This window comes from Nocardioides sp. (genome assembly GCF_044226305.1).
In the GTDB taxonomy this organism is placed as follows: Bacteria; Actinomycetota; Actinomycetes; order Propionibacteriales; family Nocardioidaceae; genus Nocardioides.
In genome coordinates, this window is record NZ_JBGAHF010000007.1 from 1 (window position 1) to 20031 (window position 20031).

Annotated in this window: 16 protein-coding genes and 1 tRNA gene; 11 read left to right on the top strand and 6 right to left on the bottom strand. The window is 72.5% G+C overall.

All coding sequences use genetic code 11. The features are described 5' to 3' along the window. Nucleotides 1–300, bottom strand: a 300-nt coding sequence (locus tag ACILQ5_RS08920) for an alpha/beta fold hydrolase (RefSeq protein WP_395657638.1), incomplete at its 3' end; no start/stop codon positions are given. A 205-nt stretch (nt 301–505) separates the two neighbouring features. On the opposite strand from ACILQ5_RS08920, the gene ACILQ5_RS08925 reads away from it, so the two are divergent. After that, nucleotides 506–1087 (top strand): HAD-IA family hydrolase, encoded by a 582-nt coding sequence (locus ACILQ5_RS08925; protein WP_395657639.1) that lies wholly within the window; start codon nt 506–508, stop codon nt 1085–1087. 159 nt (nt 1088–1246) lie between these two features. Here ACILQ5_RS08925 and ACILQ5_RS08930 read toward each other — a convergent pair whose 3' ends face one another. Next, a complete protein-coding gene (locus tag ACILQ5_RS08930; RefSeq protein ID WP_395657640.1) occupies nt 1247–1891 on the bottom strand; it encodes an acetoacetate decarboxylase family protein in 645 nt (214 codons plus the stop codon). 54 nt (nt 1892–1945) lie between these two features. Between ACILQ5_RS08930 and ACILQ5_RS08935 the strand changes: the two genes are divergently transcribed. Together ACILQ5_RS08935 and ACILQ5_RS08940 are read left to right on the top strand one after the other, a co-directional pair. Continuing rightward, the gene (locus tag ACILQ5_RS08935; protein ID WP_395657641.1) at nt 1946–4225 is read left to right on the top strand and encodes an arylsulfatase; all 2280 of its coding nucleotides are present in this window, start codon (nt 1946–1948) and stop codon (nt 4223–4225) included. Continuing rightward, nucleotides 4218–4793, top strand: coding sequence for a TetR family transcriptional regulator (locus ACILQ5_RS08940; protein WP_395657642.1), 576 nt, complete (start codon nt 4218–4220; stop codon nt 4791–4793). Before ACILQ5_RS08935 ends, ACILQ5_RS08940 begins: the two co-directional genes overlap by 8 nt. Before the next feature lie 28 nt (nt 4794–4821). Here the strand turns inward: ACILQ5_RS08940 and ACILQ5_RS08945 are convergent, their stop codons facing one another. Together ACILQ5_RS08945 and ACILQ5_RS08950 are read right to left on the bottom strand one after the other, a co-directional pair. Then, entirely contained in the window at nt 4822–4998 is a 177-nt protein-coding gene (locus tag ACILQ5_RS08945; RefSeq protein WP_284536227.1) for a DUF6104 family protein, read from the bottom strand. A 1-nt stretch (nt 4999) separates the two neighbouring features. After that, nucleotides 5000–8776, bottom strand: coding sequence for a multifunctional oxoglutarate decarboxylase/oxoglutarate dehydrogenase thiamine pyrophosphate-binding subunit/dihydrolipoyllysine-residue succinyltransferase subunit (locus tag ACILQ5_RS08950; RefSeq protein WP_395657643.1), 3777 nt, complete (start codon nt 8774–8776; stop codon nt 5000–5002). Nucleotides 8777–8951: 175 nt separating this feature from the next. Here ACILQ5_RS08950 and ACILQ5_RS08955 point away from each other — a divergent pair, with 175 nt between their 5' ends. Then, nucleotides 8952–9539 (top strand): hypothetical protein, encoded by a 588-nt coding sequence (locus tag ACILQ5_RS08955; protein ID WP_395657644.1) that lies wholly within the window; start codon nt 8952–8954, stop codon nt 9537–9539. Continuing rightward, entirely contained in the window at nt 9539–10438 is a 900-nt protein-coding gene (locus ACILQ5_RS08960) for an LCP family protein (protein WP_395657645.1), read from the top strand. The genes ACILQ5_RS08955 and ACILQ5_RS08960 overlap by 1 nt, the downstream gene beginning before the upstream one ends. 43 nt (nt 10439–10481) lie before the next feature. On the opposite strand, the gene ACILQ5_RS08965 is transcribed toward ACILQ5_RS08960, so the two are convergent. Further along, complete coding sequence (locus tag ACILQ5_RS08965; protein ID WP_395657646.1) at nt 10482–11888, bottom strand: choice-of-anchor P family protein; 1407 nt, start codon at nt 11886–11888, stop codon at nt 10482–10484. 264 nt (nt 11889–12152) lie between these two features. Between ACILQ5_RS08965 and ACILQ5_RS08970 the strand changes: the two genes are divergently transcribed. Next, nucleotides 12153–13406: a hypothetical protein gene (locus ACILQ5_RS08970; RefSeq protein ID WP_395657647.1), complete on the top strand. Its 1254-nt coding sequence runs from the start codon at nt 12153–12155 to the stop codon at nt 13404–13406. Between the two features lie 21 nt (nt 13407–13427). On the opposite strand, the gene ACILQ5_RS08975 is transcribed toward ACILQ5_RS08970, so the two are convergent. Next, nucleotides 13428–13500: transfer RNA gene (locus tag ACILQ5_RS08975), tRNA-Arg, on the bottom strand. Between the two features lie 133 nt (nt 13501–13633). Here ACILQ5_RS08975 and argS point away from each other — a divergent pair. From argS to thrB, 5 genes are read left to right on the top strand one after another with little or no spacing between them, the layout of a single operon-like run. Next, nucleotides 13634–15298, top strand: coding sequence for an arginine--tRNA ligase (argS, locus tag ACILQ5_RS08980; protein ID WP_395657648.1), 1665 nt, complete (start codon nt 13634–13636; stop codon nt 15296–15298). A 12-nt stretch (nt 15299–15310) separates the two neighbouring features. Continuing rightward, nucleotides 15311–16714 carry a diaminopimelate decarboxylase gene (gene lysA, locus ACILQ5_RS08985; protein WP_395657649.1) on the top strand — a complete coding sequence of 468 codons (1404 nt, stop codon included), beginning with the start codon at nt 15311–15313 and terminating at the stop codon, nt 16712–16714. Then, complete coding sequence (locus ACILQ5_RS08990; RefSeq protein WP_395657650.1) at nt 16714–18024, top strand: homoserine dehydrogenase; 1311 nt, start codon at nt 16714–16716, stop codon at nt 18022–18024. The genes lysA and ACILQ5_RS08990 overlap by 1 nt, the downstream gene beginning before the upstream one ends. Continuing rightward, on the top strand, nt 18021–19115 hold the full coding sequence (gene thrC, locus ACILQ5_RS08995) for a threonine synthase (RefSeq protein ID WP_395657651.1): 1095 nt from the start codon (nt 18021–18023) through the stop codon (nt 19113–19115). The genes ACILQ5_RS08990 and thrC overlap by 4 nt, the downstream gene beginning before the upstream one ends. A gap of 4 nt (nt 19116–19119) precedes the next feature. Next, on the top strand, nt 19120–20028 hold the full coding sequence (gene thrB / locus ACILQ5_RS09000) for a homoserine kinase (RefSeq protein ID WP_395657652.1): 909 nt from the start codon (nt 19120–19122) through the stop codon (nt 20026–20028). The last annotated feature ends 3 nt before the right edge of the window (nt 20029–20031 follow it).

Consider the following 20031-nt stretch of genomic DNA (forward strand, 5'->3'; position numbering starts at 1 on the left):
GTGGAAGCGGTCCAGCCCGAGCTCGTCGAGCGCCGCGGCCGCCCACCGGCCGAGCCCGGCGAAGGTGTAGTCGAAGTCCTCGGGCCGCTCGGCCAGCCCGAGGCCCGGCAGGTCGAAGGCCACACCACGCAGACCCTGCGCGGCCAGGTGGTGGATCACCTTGCGGTAGAGGAAGGACGACGACGGCAACCCGTGCATCAGGACGACGGGATCGCCCGGGCCGCCCTCGCGCACGAAGCTCCCGACCCCCGCGGCACGGAACGGTCGGCCACGGCGCACCTCCTCGGCCACGTCGTCCACCACCGCATCGTGACAGCGACACCGACGCCAGGCCTAGGGGCGGCGAACGAGAACAAGCCGTCGCCCCCCGGGCGGCCAGGTTCGGCGAGCCACCGCGGGTTCGCCGGCAACCCGTCCGACTCTGCTGCGGTCGGGTCGGAAGCCCCCGGGTACGAATGTCCTTCAGCGTCCCTAGGATCGGGGCCCACTCGAAGGGGAGGTCCCGATGGCCGTCTGGGATGTTCGCGCGATCCTCTGGGATGCCGACGGGGTGCTGCAGGAGACTCCAGCAGGCACCTGGGACCTTGCCGTCGAGGTCGTGCATCAGTTCGAGGGAGCCCTCACCGGCGCCCACATCGACGAGAGGTCGATCCGCACCGCTGCGGTCGACCTGGGACTCGGTGACCGGGTCGAGGACATCTTGTCGGTGTGGTGGACCTTCGACGTCGTGGCCCCCACCCTCGAGGTGGTTGCGCGAGCTCGGGAGGCTGGTGTCGCCTGCTACCTCGCGACCAACCAGGACTCGTACCGAGCCACGTGCATGCGGGAGAAGGCTCCCTACGCCGAGGCCTTGGACGGGTCCTACTACTCCTGCGACGTCGGACACGCGAAGCCGTCGGCCGGGTTCTTCGAGCACATCCTCGACGACCTGGCGCTGGCGCCCGGACAGGTTCTCTTCATCGACGATCAACCCAAGAACGTCGAGGGAGCGAGGGCGGTCGGCCTCCGGGCCGAGCGCTGGACGCAGAGCGACGGAAGCCCGGCTCTGCGCCGGCTCCTGGCAGCACACGGGCTCCGACTCGACTGACCCACGCTGCGCACGGGTCTCCTCGCTCTCGGATCGCGGGGCCGCCAAGGCGTCCTACGGACCGAGCACCCGTCGGCTCCATCCGGATGACGTCCTGCGCCGGAGCTCGAGCATCCGCACCCATCCGGCCGCGATGCCCGCGAGCAGGGACGCACCCAGTCAGCCGAAGGACATCCGGAAGTCGGCCTGGCGGAACGACGCGAGCTGCCGTGCGCCCCGGAGCCAGCCGAGCGGGCCGTCGGCCGCGAAGTCCCAGCGGCCGCGGCACGGCAGCGCCTTGGACGAGCCGCGCAGCACGGCGGTGCGCTCCTCGCCGTCGGTGTCGTCGATCCCGGGCTGCCAGGTGCTGCCCTTGAACGGCACCCGCAGCATCGCCTTCGAGACGTCGGTGAACGTCGCCGACGCGATCGGCCGGCGACCGAACGACGCCGCCCAGTCGGTGGTCGAGAGCGGGCCGCGGCGCACGCTGTCGAGCTCGAAGTCGCACAGGCCCTTGGGGATCGCCCACAGCTCGCGCCCGCCGGCGACCGAGGCAGGGGAGTCGACCCAGATGTCGGTGATGCTCACCCGCCGTCCGCGTCCGTGCGGGACCGGGACGGGGCGGGCGACCAGCAGCTCGGAGTAGGTGAGGGGCGAGCCGGGCTCGTAGCTGACGAACGCGGCGCCGTACACGCCGGCGGGGCGCAGGTCGTCGACGGGCTCGGCGAGCTTGAACAGGGTCAGCCAGAGCTGGCCCACCATGTGCCAGGGCGCGGGCGGGTAGGCGGTCGCGGAGGTCTGCGGGTCCGTCGTCGGCTCGGTCATGGCGGCATCCTGCCGCACCCGGGACCGGGACAGAAGTGTCAGCCGAGTGACAAGATGACGCGTGTGCAGGCCCAACGCATCACCACCCGCGTCGACACCTCCGAGCCGCGCTTCGTGCCCTACCCGACGCCGGGCCCGGACGCGCCGAACGTCCTCCTGGTCGTCCTGGACGACGTGGGGTTCGCGCAGCTCGGCTGCTTCGGGGCCGGCTTCGCCACGCCGAACATCGACCGGGTCGCAGCCCAGGGCCTGCGCTACAACCGGTTCCACGTCACGGCCGTCTGCTCGGCCACCCGGGCGGCGCTGCTGACCGGCCGCAACCACCACGCCGTCGGCATGGGGGTGACCCAGGAGGCGGCGCTGGGGTTCCCCGGCTACACCGGCCGGATCCCGCGCAGCGCGGCGTCGCTGGCGCGGGTGCTGCGCGACCAGGGCTACAACACGATGGCGGTCGGGAAGTGGCACCTGACCCCGCAGGGGGAGTACTCCGCCGCCGGACCGTTCGAGCGGTGGCCGCTGGGTCTGGGGTTCGAGCGGTACTACGGCTTCCTCGGGGCCGAGACCAACCAGTGGGCACCCGAGCTGGTGCGGGACAACACCCAGGTCGAGCCGCCCCGGAGCCCGGAGGAGGGCTACCACCTCACCGAGGACCTGGTCGACCAGGCGATCCGGATGATCCAGGACCAGCAGCAGGCGGAGGCCCGCAAGCCGTTCTTCTGCTACCTCGCCACCGGAGCCGCCCACGCACCGCACCAGGTGGCGGAGGAGTGGGTCGCGCCGTACCGCGGCCAGTTCGACGACGGCTGGGAGGCCTGGCGGCAGCGGGCCTACGACCGCCAGGTCGCCGAGGGGGTGGTCCCGCCGGACACGGTGCTGACCGAGCGGCCGCCGTGGGTGCCGGCATGGGACGGGCTCTCGGCCGACGAGCGCCGGCTCTACGCGCGCTACATGGAGGTGTTCGCCGGGTTCGTGACGCACACCGACCACCACCTCGGCCGGCTCTTCGACCACCTCGACCAGCAGGGCATCGCCGACGACACGCTGGTGATGGTGCTGTCCGACAACGGCGCCAGCGCCGAGGGCGGTCCGACCGGCACCCTCAACGAGGCCGCCGGCTGGCTCGGGTTCACCGAGGACGTCGCGACCGCGCTCGAGCACATCGACGACATCGGCGGCCCGGACGCCAACAACCACTACCCGTGGGGGTGGGCGTGGGCCGGCAACGCGCCGCTGCGGCTGTGGAAGCGGTACGCCTGGCTCGGCGGGGTCCGGACGCCGCTGGTCGTCCGCTGGGGCGACCGGCTCGCCGGGGCCGGCGGCGTCCGACCCCAGTTCTGCCACGCCGTGGACGTCTACGCCACGATCCTGGACGCGGCCGGCATCGACCTCCCCGAGAGCGTCGACGGCGTCACCCAGCAGCCGGTCGACGGCACGTCGATGCTCGCGACCTTCGCCGACCCGGCCGCGGCCGAGCACCGCACGCTGCAGTACTTCGAGATGATGGGCTCCCGCGGGATCTACCACGACGGCTGGAAGGCCGTCACCGACCACGTCGCGAACCAGTTCGGCGAGCGGGACCACGTGCTCGGCAGCTACGACTTCGACACCGACCGCTGGTCGCTGTTCCGCCTGGAGGAGGACTTCTCGGAGTCGACCGACGTCGCCGACGAGCACCCCGAGGTGGTCCACCGGCTCGCAGGGCTCTGGTGGGCCGAGGCCGGCCGCAACCAGGTGCTGCCGCTCTTCGAGTTCCCGGGCTCGATGGCGCACATGCACCCCGGCGAGTTCCCGCCGCCCGAGACCGCGACCTACCGGCCCGGAGGTGCGCCCGTCCCGGTGCCGCAGCAGCCGGCGGCGCTGGGCGGGTTCGAGCTGACGGCGTACGTCGACGTGCCCGACGGCGGCGCCGAGGGGATCGTCACCGCGCTCGGTGACCGGCACGGCGGCTGGGCGTTCTACCTGCTCGGCGGCCGTCCGGTGGCGACGTTCGCCCTGCTCGACGGCCCGGTGCGGGTCGCCGCGGACGACCCGGTGCCGCCGGGGGAGCACCGGCTCGGCCTCCGGTACGAGCCGGGCGCCGGTGCCCGGGTGGTGCTGGCGGTCGACGGCCTCGACGTCGCCGAGGCGCCGCTGCCCGGCCTGGTCTTCTTCCCGAACCTCACCACCGCCGGGGCCGGGCTGCTCGTGGGCCGGGACCGCGGGATCGCCGTGAGCCACGACTACCGGCCGCCGTTCGCCTTCTCCGGCCGCCTCGACCGCGTCGAGGTCCGCAGCGGCCGGCCGCGGGCGCGGGACCGGGCGACCGAGGTGCAGGCGGCCGTGGCGAGTGACTGACGTCGCGGCGGCCACGCAGCCCGGGCGACGGGAGCGCCGTCGGGCCGACACCCGGCGGGCGCTGGAGGACGCCGCGCTGGAGCGCTTCGCGCGGGACGGGTACGACGCCACCTCGGTCGAGGCGGTGGCGGCCGACGCCGGTGTCTCGGCCCGCACCTTCTTCCGCTACTTCGCGACCAAGGACGCCGTGCTCGACATGGGCCGGGTCGAGCGGCAGCAGGCGCTGCGCCAGGCGGTCGCGGCCGCGGGCGGCGGCGGGCTGGAGGTCGTCGCGGCCGGGGTCGCCGTGCTGGCCGACGGGTTCTCCGGTGAGCGGGACCGGGTGGCGCTGCGGCAGCACGCGGTCGCGACGTCGCCCCTGCTGCGCGGCCGGCTCTTCGACACCTTCGTCTCGTGGGAGCACACCCTCGCCACCGCCCTGGCCGCCCGGGGCGAGGCGGACGCGGACACCCTGGCCGCTGCGGGCATCGCCGTCTTCCGGGTCGCCGTCACCGCCTGGATCCGCGACGGCGGCGACCTGCGCGAGCGGGTGCGGGCCGGCTTCGAGGTGCTGGGCGTCGTCGGCTGACAGCCCGCCGCGACGGCGGCCGGGTGGGTCAGTCGTCGGGGTCGTCGAGCCGCGCCAGCCAGGTCGCGAACCGCTCGACGGCGGTCTCGAACTCCGGGTGGGTGTCGGTGAACTCCTGCAGCCGTTCGGCCAGCCAGGCCAGGGTGACCTCCTCGTCACCCCGGCGCTTCTCGAGCTCCTCGATGCCGCGGTCGGTGAAGTACATGTCAGGCGAACGCCCGGGCGACCAGGTCCTTCTGCTCCTCGGTGTGGCGCTTGGCGGTGCCGACCGAGGGGGAGGAGGACTGGGCGCGGGAGACGAGCTCGACGTCGGCGTCCACGTCCGGCCACACGTTGAGCGCGTAGTGCGGCCACGGGCCGTTGTTGGCCGGCTCGTCCTGCACCCAGCGCACCGCCTTGAGCTTCGGGAACCGCGCGATCTCCGCGCGGATCTCGGCCTCCGGCCGCGGGTAGAGCTGCTCGACCCGGGCGATGGCGAACCGGCCGGCGTCCTCGCGCTTGGCGCGCTCGACCATCAGGTCCCAGGTGACGCGGCCCGAGCACAGCAGCAGCGTGTCGACCTGCTCCTGGTCGGCCGCGCGGTCGGCGATGAACGGCTCGAAGGTGCCCGAGGTGAAGTCCTCGGGCTTCGAGGCCGCCTCCTTGCGCTTGAGCATCGACTTGGGCGTGAAGACGATCAGCGGCCGGTGCTCCTCGCCCAGCGAGTGCTGGCGCAGCAGGTGGAAGTACGACGCCGGGGTCGACGGCTGCGCGACCGTGAACGCGTCGTCCGCGGCCATCGTCATGAACCGCTCGATCCGCGCCGAGGAGTGGTCCGGGCCCTGGCCCTCGTAGCCGTGCGGCAGCAGCAGCACGACGCCGGACTGCTGGCGCCACTTGGTCTCGCCGGAGGTGATGAACTCGTCGATCACCGTCTGCGCGCCGTTGACGAAGTCGCCGAACTGCGCCTCCCACAGCACCAGGGCCTCGGGCCGCGCCACCGAGTAGCCGTACTCGAACCCGAGCGCGGCGTACTCCGAGAGCAGGGAGTCGTAGACGTAGAACTTCGCCTGGTCCTCGGTGAGGTTGGACAGCGGGGTCCACTCGTCGGCGTTGACCCGGTCGATGATCGTCGCGAACCGGGACACGAACGTGCCGCGCCGCGAGTCCTGGCCGGCCAGCCGCACCGGGCGGCCCTCCATCAGCAGCGAGCCGAAGGCGAGGATCTCGCCGGTGCCCCAGTCGATCGGACCGTCGGCGATCGCCGCGGACCGGCGCTGCAGCTGCGGCATCACCTTGGGGTGGACGGTGAAGCCGTCCGGCGGCGTGACGTAGGCGTCGGCGATCCGCTTGAGCACCTCGAGCGAGACCGCGGTCCGGGTCTCACCGGTCGGCTTGTCGGGGTAGTCGGGCACCGTCGTCCACTCCGAGGGCTGGCTGCTCGCCTCGCGCACCTCGGTGAAGACCCGCTCCAGCTGCTGCTGGTAGTCGCGCAGCACCTGCTCGGCCTCCTCGATCGTGATGTCGCCACGACCGATGAGGGACTCGGTGTAGAGCTTGCGGACCGAGCGCTTCTGCTCGATCAGGTCGTACATGAGCGGCTGGGTGTACGACGGGTCGTCGCCCTCGTTGTGCCCGCGCCGGCGGTAGCAGACCAGGTCGATGACGACGTCCTTGTTGAACGCCTGGCGGTACTCGAACGCCAGCCGGGCGACCCGGATGCAGGCCTCGGGGTCGTCGCCGTTCACGTGGAAGATCGGCGCCTGGACCATCCGCGCGACGTCGGTGCAGTAGAGCGAGGAGCGCGAGGACCCCGGCGAGGTGGTGAAACCGACCTGGTTGTTGACGACCAGGTGGATCGTCCCGCCGGTGCGGTAGCCGCGCAGCTGGGAGAGGTTGAGCGTCTCCGCGACCACGCCCTGGCCGGCGAACGCGGCGTCGCCGTGCACGAGCAGCGGCAGGACCGGGAAGGCCGCGCCGCGGTTGAGCACGTCCTGCTTGGCGCGCGCGATGCCCTCGAGCACCGGGTCGACCGCCTCGAGGTGCGAGGGGTTCGCCGCGACCGACACCTTGATCTCGGCGCCGGAGCCGGCGACGAACTCGCCCTCCGCGCCCAGGTGGTACTTCACGTCGCCGGAGCCCTGCACCGTGCGCGGGTCGATGTTGCCCTCGAACTCGCGGAAGATCTGGCTGTACTTCTTGCCGACGATGTTCGCGAGCACGTTGAGCCGGCCCCGGTGCGCCATCCCGATCGTGACCTCGTCGAGCTCGGCCTCGGCGGCCGCCTCGCAGATCTCGTCGATCACGGGGACGGTCGTCTCGCCGCCCTCGAGGGAGAAGCGCTTCTGGCCGACGAACTTCGTCTGCAGGAACGTCTCGAACGCCTCGGCCTGGTTGAGCTTGAGCAGGATCCGCAGCTGCTCCTCGCGCGGGGGCTTGGTGTGCGGCTGCTCGACGCGCTCCTGGATCCACCGGCGCTGCTCGGGGTCCATGATGTGCATGTACTCGATGCCGGTGGTGCGGCAGTAGGAGTCGCGCAGGATCCCCAGGATCTGGCGCAGCTTCATGAACCGCCGGCCCTCGCCGCCGAACGAGCCGGTCGCGAACTCGCGGTCGAGGTCCCACAGGGTCAGCCCGTGCGACTCCACCTCGAGGTCGGGGTGGCTGCGCTGGCGGTACTCCAGCGGGTCGGTGTCGGCCATCATGTGGCCGCGCACGCGGTAGGCGTGGATCAGCTCGAGGATCCGGGCCTGCTTGCTGATCTCGTCGTCGTGGTTGGCCGAGATGTCGTGCGCCCAGCGGATCGGCTCGTAGGGGATCCGCAGGGACCGGAAGATCTCGTCGTAGAAGTCCTCCTGGCCGAGCAGCAGCTGGTGCACCCGCTTGAGGAACTCGCCGGACTGCGCGCCCTGGATGACCCGGTGGTCGTACGTCGAGGTGAGGGTCATCACCTTGCTGATCGCGTTGCGGGCGATGGCCTCCTCCGAGGCGCCCTGCCACTCCGGCGGGTACTCCATCGCGCCGACGCCGATGATGGCGCCCTGGCCCTTCATCAGCCGCGGGACGGAGTGGACGGTGCCGATGCCGCCCGGGTTGGTCAGCGAGATCGTGGTGCCCTGGAAGTCCTCGATCGCGAGCTTGTTGTCGCGGGTCTTGCGGACGATCTCCTCGTAGGCCGTCCAGAAGGCGGCGAAGTCCATCGTCTCGGCGGCCTTGATGCTCGGCACGAGCAGCTGCCGGCTGCCGTCGGGCTTCTTGACGTCGATCGCCAGGCCGAGGTTGATGTGGGCCGGCGTGATCAGGTTCGGCTTGCCGTCGACGACGTCGAAGCCGACGTTCATCTCCGGCATCGCGCGCAGCGCCTTGATCAGGGCGTAGCCGATCAGGTGCGTGAAGGACACCTTGCCGCCGCGCGCCCGGGCGAGGTGGTTGTTGATGACCGTGCGGTTGTCCCACAGCAGCTTGACCGGCACCGAGCGCACCGACGTGGCGGTCGGGACCGACAGCGACGCGTCCATGTTCTGGGCGGTGCGGGCCGGGGCACCGCGCAGCACGGTGTACGTCGGCTGGTCGCTCGCCGCCGCCGGCGCGGCCGGGCGCGACTCCTTCGGGACCGGGTTGGTCGTCCCCTTGGCGGGCTCGGCCGCCTTGGTCTCCGGACGCGGCTTCGCCTTCGGAGCCGGCGTCGGGGTCGGGTCGGTGTGCTCGGCCGGGCCCTTCGCCTCGGGCTTCGAGGCGGTCTGCTCCGGGGCCTTCTCGGCCGGCTTCTCGGGAGCCGGCCGGGCGGGAGCCTGCTTCGTGGCGGCCGCCGCCGCCGTCGTGCCGTTGCCGCCGTTCGTGGGGCTGCCGTTGGCCTGGAAGTACTTCACCCACGTCGGATCGACGCTCCCCGGGTCGCGCTGGTACTGGTCGTACATCTCCTCCACGAGCCACTCGTTGGCGCCGAAGTCGGCCCCCTCGAGACGGCTGGGGAGGTCGGACTGGCTGGCTGGGGACTGCGGCACGGGTTGATTCGCCTCTTCCGGTACGTGCGCGGGGTGTGTTTCCAGTGGTCAAGGCTAGTCCCCCGCACCACCAAATGCAGACTGCCGGGGTGGTATTTCGGCGTGGTGTGCCCCGAGCCACACCACGGTCGCCGACACTGCCGGACAGAAGTGGATCGAGAGGACGTCCGAGACCATGACCAGACCACCGCGGCGCGCCGTCGCGACCGCCGCCGCGACGCTCGCGCTGGGCCTCCTGGTGGGTGGGTGCAGCGGGAGCGACAGCGACGCCGGCGGCCCGTCCGCCGACCCCTCGGCGTCGGCGACCGAGCACCCGGTCGACACGCAGGTCAGCTGGGGGAGCGTCACCGGCAAGCTCCCCCCGGAGGCCCGTGCGCGGGTGGCGCAGCAGGTGACCGACGTCGTCGACGGCTGGACCACGGCGGCGTACCTCGGCGGTGACTACCCCCGTCGTGACTTCTCCGACGCCTGGCCCGGCTTCACGCCGGGCGCGCAGGAGGAGGCGCACGCGGACCGGGCCCTGATGAGCAACGAGGACATCGGTGCGCGCATCGACGGCGTCGAGCCCTACCGCAGCAAGGTCCGGATCGACGTGCTCGCGGTGCGGCAGCGCCCGGTCGGCATCACCGCGCACGTCCACCTCGCCTTCGGCACCACCGGGGACCTCGAGCGCACCGTGCGCGTCGCCGGGCAGCTGTTCCTCACCCCCACCGAGCACGGGTGGAAGGTCTTCGCCTACGACGTCTCGAAGGGCGGTGCGTGATGCTGCGGAGGATACTGCGGGTCGGCACGATCGGCCTGGTCCTGGCGGTCGCCGCCCTCGTCGTCCCCGACTCGGCGGTGAAGCCCACCGAGGTCACGCTGGTCAAGGTCGACCGGGCCAACGGCGTCGACCTCACCCCCGACGTCGTCTGGATCCTGGCCGTCGGGTCCGACGCCCGGCCGGGGGAGGACATGACCCACACACGGGGCGACGCGCTCCAGCTGATCGGGATGGACACCCGCACCGGCGCCGCGACCGCGATCGGGGTCCCGCGCGACTCGTGGGTCGACATCGCCGGGCACGGCTACGACAAGATCAACGCCTCGCTCTACTACGGCGGCCCGAAGCTGCTCGGGCAGACCGTCGGCAACCTGATCGGGATCCAGCCCGACTACGTGTTCGTGACCCGGTTCCCGTTCTTCGAGGCGATGGTGGGCGACATCGGCGGGATCGAGGTGGACAACCCGGTGGCCTTCAGCGACACCTACCTCAAGCCGAAGGGGTTCCCGGCCGGCCGCCTCCACCTCGGTGCGTACGACGCGCTGGCGTTCTCGCGGATCCGCCACGACCTGCTGCGTGGCGACTTCGACCGGTCGGCCAACCAGCAACGGGTGCTGCGCGGCATCCAGGCCAAGGTCCGGGCCGACGCCGACCGGCCGGGCTTCCTCGAGCGCGGTGTGCTCTCGGTGATGGCGCACCTCGACACGGACCTGTCGCCGGCCGAGCTCTTCCGCCTGGCCGAGGCGATGGCCCAGGTCGAGCCGAGCAGGATCACGAGCTGCGTCGTGCAGGGCGGGATCGGGGACATCGGCGGAGCCAGCGTCGTGCTGCCCTACGTCGACCAGGCCCGGCGGCTGGGCGACGAGGCCCGGGACGACGCGACGATCGAGCACTGCTGACCCCCGCCCCCCAGGCAGGGGCCAGCAGGGCCCGATCGGTCGGTCAGTTCGGCGACACGTGCGCGCCGGCCCAGGCGAGGTCGAGGACCGACCCGCCCGGGATCAGGCCGGGCAGGGTGAGGGTGAGCGCGCGGCTCTCCACCCCGGTCCAGTTGTTGCGGCTGAGCACCCGGTACTTGAGGAAGTTGCCGTCACCGAGGTCGACCACCTGGCCGGCCCGGGTCGGGACGGCGACCTCCTCGCCGTTCAGGGTGATCTTCGCCAGCCCGGTGTGGACGGTCCGCTGCACCTTCGTGGTCCCGGCCGGCTTGCGCAGGTCGACCCGAGAGCGGATGCCGTCGATCACGAGCCCGATGCTCGGCACCGACAACGAGCCGATGGTCGTCGACACGAAGCCGCGGGCGGCACCGGCCGGGCTCTGGTCGCCCATCAGCGCGTACTGGACGCCGGTCATGTTCACCAGGCCGCCGAGCACCCGGACGTCGGCGATGCTGTGCTTCTGCACCTTCCCCCCGGTGCCCGAGCAGGGCAGGGACTGCTCCTCGAGGCCGCCGAGGCTGAGCAGGTCGTTGCCGCCGAGCGGGGCCAGGCCCATCGCCCGGGACTGGAAGACGCCCGCGGGGACCGGCTCGTAGACCGCCGAGTGGGCGCGGCCGAGGGTGATCTCCGTCGGGTGCCCGGTCGCCGTCACCGTCAGTCGCAGCGCGTAGGTCTGCGAGGAGGCCATGTGGTCGGTCGCCCGGCCCGACTTCACCCCGGCGAGGCCGATGCTGCCCAGGCCGGGGATCTCGATGGTGTTCCCGGTGATGCTGCTCAGCAGGTCGATGACCTGGTTGACCAGGTCCGCCGAGCCCTGGCTGATGAGGTCGAGCAGGTCCTGGAGCTCCTGCGGGATCTGCTCGGGCAGGTTGCCGATGCTCAGGCCCTCGAACCCGAAGCTCTCGTCGTGCCCGAAGGTGCCGTCCGCCTTCTGGAACGCGTCGGCCACCGAGGTGAGGCCGGTGAGCTTGAGGGTCGGGGTCTGCTGGCCCTGGAATTCGCCGCCGAGCTCGAGGTCGCCGATGGTGCTGACGCCGCGCACGCCCCGGACGCCGTGCTCGCGGTAGGTCTGGGAGTAGCTCTCCGTGAGACCGCCGGCGACCAGCGGGATGCCGAGGTCGGTGATGTCGGCGCCCTTGGTGACCTCGCGGCCGACGTACCGGGTGCACCGCTGCTGGGCGAACGCCGTCTTGGCGTTGCGCACCTCGACGCCGTCGAGGAGCACCTTGGTGCCGTACACGACGGCCTTGTACCCGAGGTTGGTCCGCGCCGGGGCGGCGTGCCCGCGGTCGGTGTGCCCGCGGTCGGCGTGCCGGACGGCGTCGGCCGAGGGGGTGGAGACGAGGGTGCCGGCGAGCCCGGCGGCGCAGACCGCGACGGTCGCGACAGCCCTGCGGAGGGACGTGTTCACTGCGTTTCCTGCTTTCTTGCCGGAGCCGCTGCGTCCCTCCCCGTCAGCTGCGGCTGGTGTCCCATGTCGGTGTTCCCACCGAGAGGTTGGCGACGATTGTGAACACCGGAACCCCGGTCTGGGGAGTGCGAGCACGCAGAAACCCCAGGAGGTCAAGACCTCTCGGGGCCATTTCCGGGCCGGACGTAACCTCGGGCCGCCTGCGCCGTTTGCCCGGGAATCAGGGTCGGCCGCCAGGACCGCCCCGACGTGCTTCACTGGGGGATGCGATCCCGGGCACCGGTCCACCTGGCACTCCTCGTCGGCGTCGTCCTGGCGGTGACCGGGACGATGACCGCCCCGGCCTGGGCCGACGACCCCGGGGTCGTCGTCGTGCGCACGGTCGAGGTGGCCGATCCGGGCAACGCCTCGATCGGCGTGGTGCCGTTCACCGATGCGATCTACGCCTCCTGCGCCGAGGCCCCGACCTCCGGACCGGAGTGCCAGACGATCGGCGCGGTCGACCACCGGTACGGGATCGGTGAGCTCGAGGTCACCGTGGCCCAGTGGGTCACCTTCCTGAACACGGTCGACCCGCACGGGCGGAACGCCGATCGGCTCTGGACCCGGTCGCAGAGCCCGAGGGCGTGGCCCGAGTACGGCCAGGTGGATCGGCGTCTCGAGGCCCCGGTGGGCGAGCACTACCGGGTCGCGTCCCGAGCGTGGGCAGACAAGCCCTACGGCTTCGCCACCTTCCTGTCCGCCGCCCGGTTCGTGAACGCCCTGGACAACGGCGAGGTGCTGAGGAAGAAGGAGGCCGACCGGCACGGGTTCCACCGCGTGACCTACGTGGTCCGGCTCTCAGCACGGTCCGGTCGCGGCATGTACGACCTGCGCAAGCCGGCGGCGACCCGGTCCCACCACCGAGGCTTCGTCGTGCCCAGCCAGGACGAGTGGGTGAAGGCGGCGTACTTCGACCCCAGCGGCGGCGGCACGCTGTCGTACTGGAAGTACCCGACCAACCCCGGCGTCTTCGGGGACGGGAGCGCGACGGCTCCCCACCCGACCGCCCTCGGGTTCACGACCGGCGACGTCGTCAACAGCGGTGACCAGCCGCTCGCCGGGTTCCGTCCGAGCGACGGGCCGGCACCGAGCTGGTGCCCGGCGGCTGCGCAGCTCCCCGGCGGCTGCTCGACGACCAACCCCTTCGGGATGGGCGCGACGGCCTACGCGAAGGCGTTCGTCGGTGGCCTCGGCACCGTCGGCCAGGCCGGCACGCGCTCCCCCTGGGGCACCCTCGACCAGGGCGGCAACGCGGTCGAGTGGACCGACACCATCACCCCACCGCCCTCCGGCCGCGACCAGGGCCGGGTCTGGCGGCGCCTGCACGGCGGCGTCGCCAACGCACCCGCCTACCAGATGTGGCCGTCGGCGATCGGGCTCCAGCCGCAGGACAACGTCTTCTTCGCCCGGACCTACCCGTGGCTGGGGATCCGGGTCGGCGTGATCGGCGACGTGGAGGCCGCGCACGGCCGCTGAGCGTCGCCCGTGTCGATGGAGCGCCCCCGGCAGGATTCGAACCTGCGGCACCTGGTACCGGAAACCAGTGCTCTATCCCCTGAGCTACGGAGGCAACGTCGCGCGGCCTGGGCCACGGGACTGCGCGTCACACTACAACCGACCCGCGGACGACGTGCAATCGGCCTGCGCGTCCTCCAGCCGATATCGATGCGGGGCGGCGGTCCGCGCGCCGATACCCTGGGCCGGTGACTCCCGAGCAGCTCTCCACCGCGATCGTCGACGTGCTGACGACGCTGTCCGCCGAGGGTGCGATCACCCTGCCGGACGGCGTCCCGACGAGTGTGACGGTGGAGCGGCCGCGCCAGAAGGGGCACGGCGACTACGCCACCAACGTGGCCCTCCAGCTCGCCAAGAAGGCCGGCATGAACCCCCGCGACCTCGCGACGCTGCTCCAGGAGCGGCTCGAGCGGCTCGACGGGGTCGCCGGCGTCGACATCGCGGGGCCCGGCTTCCTCAACATCACCGTGGCCGCGGGCGCCCAGGGCATCGTGGCGGCGCAGATCGTGGACGCCGGTGCGTCGTACGGCCAGAGCGGGACGCTGGCGGGCGAGCGCATCGACGTCGAGTTCATCTCGGCGAACCCGACCGGCCCGCTGCACCTGGGGCACACCCGGTGGGCGGTCGTCGGCGACGCGATCGGCCGGGTCCTGAGCGCCGCCGGCGCAGAGGTGACGCGCGAATTCTACATCAACGACCGCGGCAACCAGATGAACCTGTTCGGCGCCTCGCTCGAGGCGGCCGCGCTGGGGGAACCGACCCCGGCGGACGGCTACCACGGCGGGTACGTCACCGACCTCGCCCGGCAGATCGTCGACGCCGACCCCGCGGTGGTCGACCTCCCGCCCGAGGAGCGGCTGGTCGAGTTCCGGGAGCGCGGCTACGCGCTGCAGCTCGCCCAGCAGCAGGAGCAGCTGGAGCAGTTCAACACCCACTTCGACGTCTGGTTCTCCGAGCGGAGCCTGCACGACTCCGCCGACGTGACGGCGCAGCTGGAGAAGCTGCGGTCGCAGGGGCACCTGTACGACGCCGACGGCGCGTTGTGGATGCGGACCTCCGACTTCGACGACGACAAGGACCGGGTGCTCATCCGGTCCAACGGGGAGCTCACCTACTTCGCGAGCGACACCGCCTACTACGTCAACAAGCGCGAGCGCGGCTTCGACCGCTGCATCTACCTGCTCGGCGCCGACCACCACGGCTACGTGAACCGGCTCCGGGCGATGGCGGCCTGCGCCGGCGACGACCCGGACCGCAACATCGAGGTGCTGATCGGCCAGCTCGTCAAGATCATGCAGGACGGCGAGGAGCTCAAGCTGTCGAAGCGGGCGGGCACCCTGGTCACGCTCGAGGAGCTCATCGAGCTGATCGGCGTCGACCCGCTGCGCTACACGCTGGCGCGCTACCCGGCCGACTCGCCGCTCACGCTCGACGCCGCGGAGATGACCCGCCAGTCGAGCGACAACCCCGTGTACTACGTCCAGTACGCCCACGCCCGGGTGTCCGGCATCCTGCGCAACGCCGGCGACCTGGGCATCGCGTGGTCGACGTCCGACTTCGACCCGAGCCTGCTCTCCCACGAGAAGGAGGGGGAGCTGCTCCGCTCCCTCGCGGAGTTCCCGCGGGTCGTGGCGTCGGCGGCAGAGCTGCGCGAGCCGCACCGGGTCGCGCGCTACCTCGAGGACATGGCCGGGGTCTACCACCGCTTCTACGACAACTGCCGGGTGCTCCCGATGGGCGACGAGGAGACCAACGACCTGCACCGGGCCCGGCTGGTCCTGGTCGCGGCCACGCGCACCGTGCTCGCCAACGGCCTGCAGCTGCTCGGGGTCTCCGCCCCCGAGCGGATGTGACGAGGCCCCCGCATGAGCACCACCCACGAGGCCGGCTGGGCGCACGCCTCCGGCGCCCTGCGCGGGCCGGCCTGGCTCCAGCCGCCGCGCGACCCGAACAGCCTGGTGCCCCACCTGTGGTCCCTGACCGCACGCAAGGAGGGCGGTGAGCTGCACGTCGGCGGGCTGGCCGTGCCCGAGCTGGTCGCGGACGTCAACACCCCGGCGTACGTGCTCGACGAGGCGGACTTCCGCTCCCGCGCGGCCGCGTTCCGGGACGCCTTCGCCGACTACGACGTGTTCTACGCCGGCAAGGCGTTCCTCTGCACCACGGTCGCCCGCTGGGTGCAGGAGGAGGGGCTCTGCCTCGACGTGTGCTCGGACGGCGAGCTGACCGTCGCGCTGCGTGCGGGGTTCGACCCCGCCCGGATCGGCTACCACGGGAACAACAAGACGCTGATCGAGCTGCGCCGCGCGGTCGCGGCGGGGGTCGGCCGGATCGTCGTGGACTCCTTCGACGAGATCGCGCGGCTGGCCTCGATCACCGCCGGCGGCGACCTCGCGACGCGGGTCATGGTCCGCGTCACCGCCGGTGTCGAGGCGCACACCCACGAGTACATCGCCACCGCGCACGAGGACCAGAAGTTCGGCTTCTCGATCACCAGCGGCGACGCCCTGGAGGCGGTGCGCCGGGTGCTGGCCGCCCCGGGCATCGAGCTGCTCGGCCTGCACTCGCACATCGGCAGCCAGATCTTCGACTCCTCGGGGTTCGAGGTGGCGGCGCGCCGGGTGCTCGCGCTGCAGGCGCAGATCTCGGAGGAGCTCGGCGTGACCCTGCCGGAGATGGACCTCGGCGGCGGCTTCGGCATCGCCTACACCACGCAGGACGACCCCACCGACGCCGCGCAGCTGGCGACGGAGATGACCAAGATCGTCGAGCACGAGTGCCGGGCACTCGGCATCCCGCAGCCGCGTCTGTCGATCGAGCCCGGGCGCGCCATCGTGGGCCCGGCGATGTGCACGGTCTACACCGTCGGCACGGTGAAGGCGGTCGAGCTCGACGGTGGCGCGGTGCGCACCTACGTCTCGGTCGACGGCGGGATGAGCGACAACATCCGCACCGCCCTGTACGACGCCGACTACTCCTGCACGCTGGCCTCCCGCGACTCCTCGGCGGTGCCGGTGCTGGCGCGGGTGGTCGGCAAGCACTGCGAGGCCGGCGACGTCGTCGTCAAGGACGAGTTCCTGCCGGGCGACATCGCCCCGGGCGACCTGCTGGCGGTGCCGGGCACCGGCGCCTACTGCCGCTCGATGGCCTCCAACTACAACCACGCACTGCGTCCTCCGGTGGTCGCTGTGCGGGACGGGGTCGCGCGCGTGGTCGTCCGACGGGAGACTGAGGCCGACCTGTTGGCGACGGACATGGGTGATCAGTAGTGGAGAGCGACAAGCGTGCCCCCGGAGCGGCACTGAGGGTGGCCGTGCTGGGCTGCGGCTCGGTGGGCTCCCAGGTGGTCCGGCTGCTCGACGAGCAGGCCGACGACCTCGCCGCCCGGGTCGGTGCGCCCGTGGAGCTGGTGGGCGTCGCCGTCCGCCGCCTCGACGCCCCGCGGGACGTGGTCGTGCCCGACGGGCTGCTGACCACGGACGCCACGGGCCTGGTCACCCGGGACGACGTCGACCTGGTCGTCGAGGTGATCGGCGGCATCGAGCCGGCCCGGTCGCTGATCCTCGCGGCCCTGGAGAGCGGCGCGTCCGTCGTGACCGCCAACAAGGCGCTGCTGGCCGAGGACGGCCCGACCCTCTTCGAGGCCGCCGAGAAGGCCGGTCGCGACCTCTACTACGAGGCGGCGGTCGCCGGCGCGATCCCGATCCTGCGCCCGCTGCGCGAGTCGCTGGCCGGCGACAAGGTCACCCGGGTCCTCGGCATCGTCAACGGCACCACGAACTTCATCCTCGACCGGATGGACAGCTCCGGCGCCGGGTTCGAGGAGGCCCTCGAGGAGGCGCAGGAGCTCGGGTACGCCGAGGCCGACCCGACCGCCGACGTCGAGGGCTTCGACGCGGCCGCCAAGGCGGCGATCCTCGCCTCGCTGGCGTTCCACTCGCGGGTCACCGCCTCCGACGTCCACCGCGAGGGCATCTCCGACGTCACCGCGGCGGACGTGCAGTCGGCCCGTGACATGAGCAGCGTGGTCAAGCTGCTCGCGATCTGCGAGCTCCGCGACGACGCGGTCTCGGTCCGCGTCCACCCCGCGATGATCCCGCGGTCGCACCCGCTGGCCTCGGTGCGCGAGGCCTACAACGCGGTCTTCGTGGAGTCCGAGGCCGCCGGCCAGCTGATGTTCTACGGCCCCGGCGCGGGTGGGTCCCCGACCGCGTCCGCCGTCCTCGGCGACCTGGTCACGGTCGCCCGCAACCGGCTCGCGGGCACCCGGGGCGCCGGCGAGTCGGCGTACGCCGACCGGGCCGTGCTGCCGATGGGGGAGACCGTCACCCGCTACCACGTGGCGATCGACGTCGACGACCGCGCGGGCGTGCTCGCCGCGGTCGCGACCGCGTTCGCCGAGCACGGGGTCTCGATCCAGACGGTGCGCCAGGAGGGCCGCGGCGCGGACGCCCAGCTGGTCGTGGTCTCCCACGAGTCGACCGACGCCGCCCTCAGCGCGACCGTCGGGCACCTGCGCGGCATGGACATCGTCCGCGAGGTCACCTCCGTCATGCGCGTCGAAGGAGCACCCGAGTGAGCCCCGCCATCACCAGGACCCACCAGTGGCGCGGGGTCATCGAGGAGTACCGCGACCTGCTCGCCATCCCCGAGGGGACCGCGGCCGTCACGCTGCGCGAGGGCGGCACCCCGCTGGTGTCCTCGGAGTGGCTCTCGGGGCTGACCGGCGCCGAGGTGTGGCTCAAGGTCGAGGGCGACAACCCGACCGGGTCGTTCAAGGACCGCGGCATGACCGCGGCCATCTCGGTCGCCAAGCACGAGGGCGCGGAGGCGGTCGTGTGCGCCTCGACGGGCAACACCTCCGCCTCGATGGCGGCGTACGCCGCGAAGGCCGGGCTGAAGCCGCTCGTGCTCGTCCCCGAGGGCAAGATCGCCGCCGGCAAGATGGCGCAGGCGATCCTGCACGGCGCGCAGGTGATCATGGTGCGCGGCAACTTCGACGACTGCCTGGCGATGGCCAAGGGCCTCGCGTGGGACTACCCGGTCGCGCTGGTGAACTCGGTCAACCCGGTCCGGCTCGAGGGCCAGAAGACCGCGGCGTTCGAGATCGTCGACTTCCTGGGCGACGCCCCCGACTACCACCTCCTGCCGGTGGGCAACGCCGGCAACATCTCGGCGTACTGGCTCGGCTACACCCAGTACGCCGACTGGGGCATGGCCACGCGGAAGCCGGTCATGCGGGGATTCCAGGCCGAGGGTGCCGCGCCGCTCGTCACCGGTGAGCCGTTCCCGGACCCGGAGACGCGGGCGACCGCGATCCGGATCGGCAACCCCGCCTCGTGGAAGCTCGCGGAGGCCGCCCGGGACGAGTCGGGCGGGCGCTTCGCGGCGGTCAGCGACGAGCAGATCCTCGCCGCCCAGCGCGAGCTGGCGTGCCGCGACGGCGTCTTCGTCGAGCCCGCGTCGGCGGCCGGGATCGCCGGGCTGCTCCAGGAGCTGGCCGGCGGTGAGTCCTACCGCGGCAGCACCGTCGTCGTCACCGTGACGGGTCACGGCCTCAAGGACACCGTCACCGCCCTCGAGGGGTTCACCGAGAGCGGCGGCAGCATCGTCGACACCGTCATCGACGCCGACGTCGCCGCAGCGGCGGCCGCGGCCGGGCTCGCCTGAACCCGTGGTCACCTTCGTCGAGGGCCCGGTCCGGGTCTCCGTCCCGGCGACGTCCGCCAACCTCGGCCCCGGCTTCGACTCGCTCGGCGTCGCCCTGTCGATGCGTGACGAGCTGGTCGCCGAGGTGACCGACGGCGGCCTCGAGGTCGTCGTCTCCGGCGCGGGGGAGGGCTCGCTCGCCCTGGACGAGTCGCACCTCGTCGTCCGGGCCATGCGGGCGGCCTTCGACCTCGCCGGCCGCCAGCCTCCCGGGCTCCGGCTGTCCTGCACGAACGTCGTCCCGCACGCGCGCGGCCTCGGCTCGTCCTCGGCGGCGATCGTGGCCGGGGTCGTCCTCGCCCGGGGCCTGGTCGCGGGCGGCACGCTGCTGCTCGAGGACGACGCGCTGTTCCGCCTCGCCGCCCGGATGGAGGGGCACCCCGACAACGTGGCGCCCGCCCTCCTCGGCGGCTTCGTGATCTCCGGCCGCGACGGGCGGTCGGACGGCGACTTCTACGCCGTGCGCTCCGGCGTCGACCCCCGGATCGAGGTCGTCGTGCTCGTGCCTCCGACCCCCGTGTCGACCGAGGTCGCCCGCGGACTGCTGCCGGCCGAGGTCCCGCACGCGGACGCCGCCGCCGACGCGGGGCGTGCCGCGCTGCTGGTCGCCGCGCTCGCCGGGCAGCCCGAGCACCTGCTGCGCGGGACCCGCGACTACCTGCACCAGGACCACCGCCGCCCGGCGATGCCGGACTCGCTCGCGCTCGTCGACGCCCTGCGCGCCGACGGGTTCCCGGCCGTCGTCTCCGGCGCCGGGCCCACGGTGCTGACCTTCACCGACGCCGCCGGCGCCCCGGACCTGCTCGCCCGCTGCCCCGACGGCTGGGCCGCCCACCACCTGACGGTCGACCCCGACGGGGCCCGGCTGGGCTGAGTG

What these genes read in the sequence shown, in the direction of transcription:
- ACILQ5_RS08925 (WP_395657639.1), top strand. Translation starts at nt 506, where the DNA reads ATGGCCGTCTGGGATGTTCGCGCGATCCTCTGGGATGCCGACGGGGTG.
- lysA (WP_395657649.1), top strand. Translation starts at nt 15,311, where the DNA reads ATGAGCACCACCCACGAGGCCGGCTGGGCGCACGCCTCCGGCGCCCTG.
- ACILQ5_RS08930 (WP_395657640.1), bottom strand. Translation starts at nt 1,891, where the DNA reads ATGACCGAGCCGACGACGGACCCGCAGACCTCCGCGACCGCCTACCCG.
- ACILQ5_RS08935 (WP_395657641.1), top strand. Translation starts at nt 1,946, where the DNA reads ATGACGCGTGTGCAGGCCCAACGCATCACCACCCGCGTCGACACCTCC.
- ACILQ5_RS08970 (WP_395657647.1), top strand. Translation starts at nt 12,153, where the DNA reads ATGCGATCCCGGGCACCGGTCCACCTGGCACTCCTCGTCGGCGTCGTC.
- ACILQ5_RS08945 (WP_284536227.1), bottom strand. Translation starts at nt 4,998, where the DNA reads ATGTACTTCACCGACCGCGGCATCGAGGAGCTCGAGAAGCGCCGGGGT.
- ACILQ5_RS08955 (WP_395657644.1), top strand. Translation starts at nt 8,952, where the DNA reads ATGACCAGACCACCGCGGCGCGCCGTCGCGACCGCCGCCGCGACGCTC.
- ACILQ5_RS08960 (WP_395657645.1), top strand. Translation starts at nt 9,539, where the DNA reads ATGCTGCGGAGGATACTGCGGGTCGGCACGATCGGCCTGGTCCTGGCG.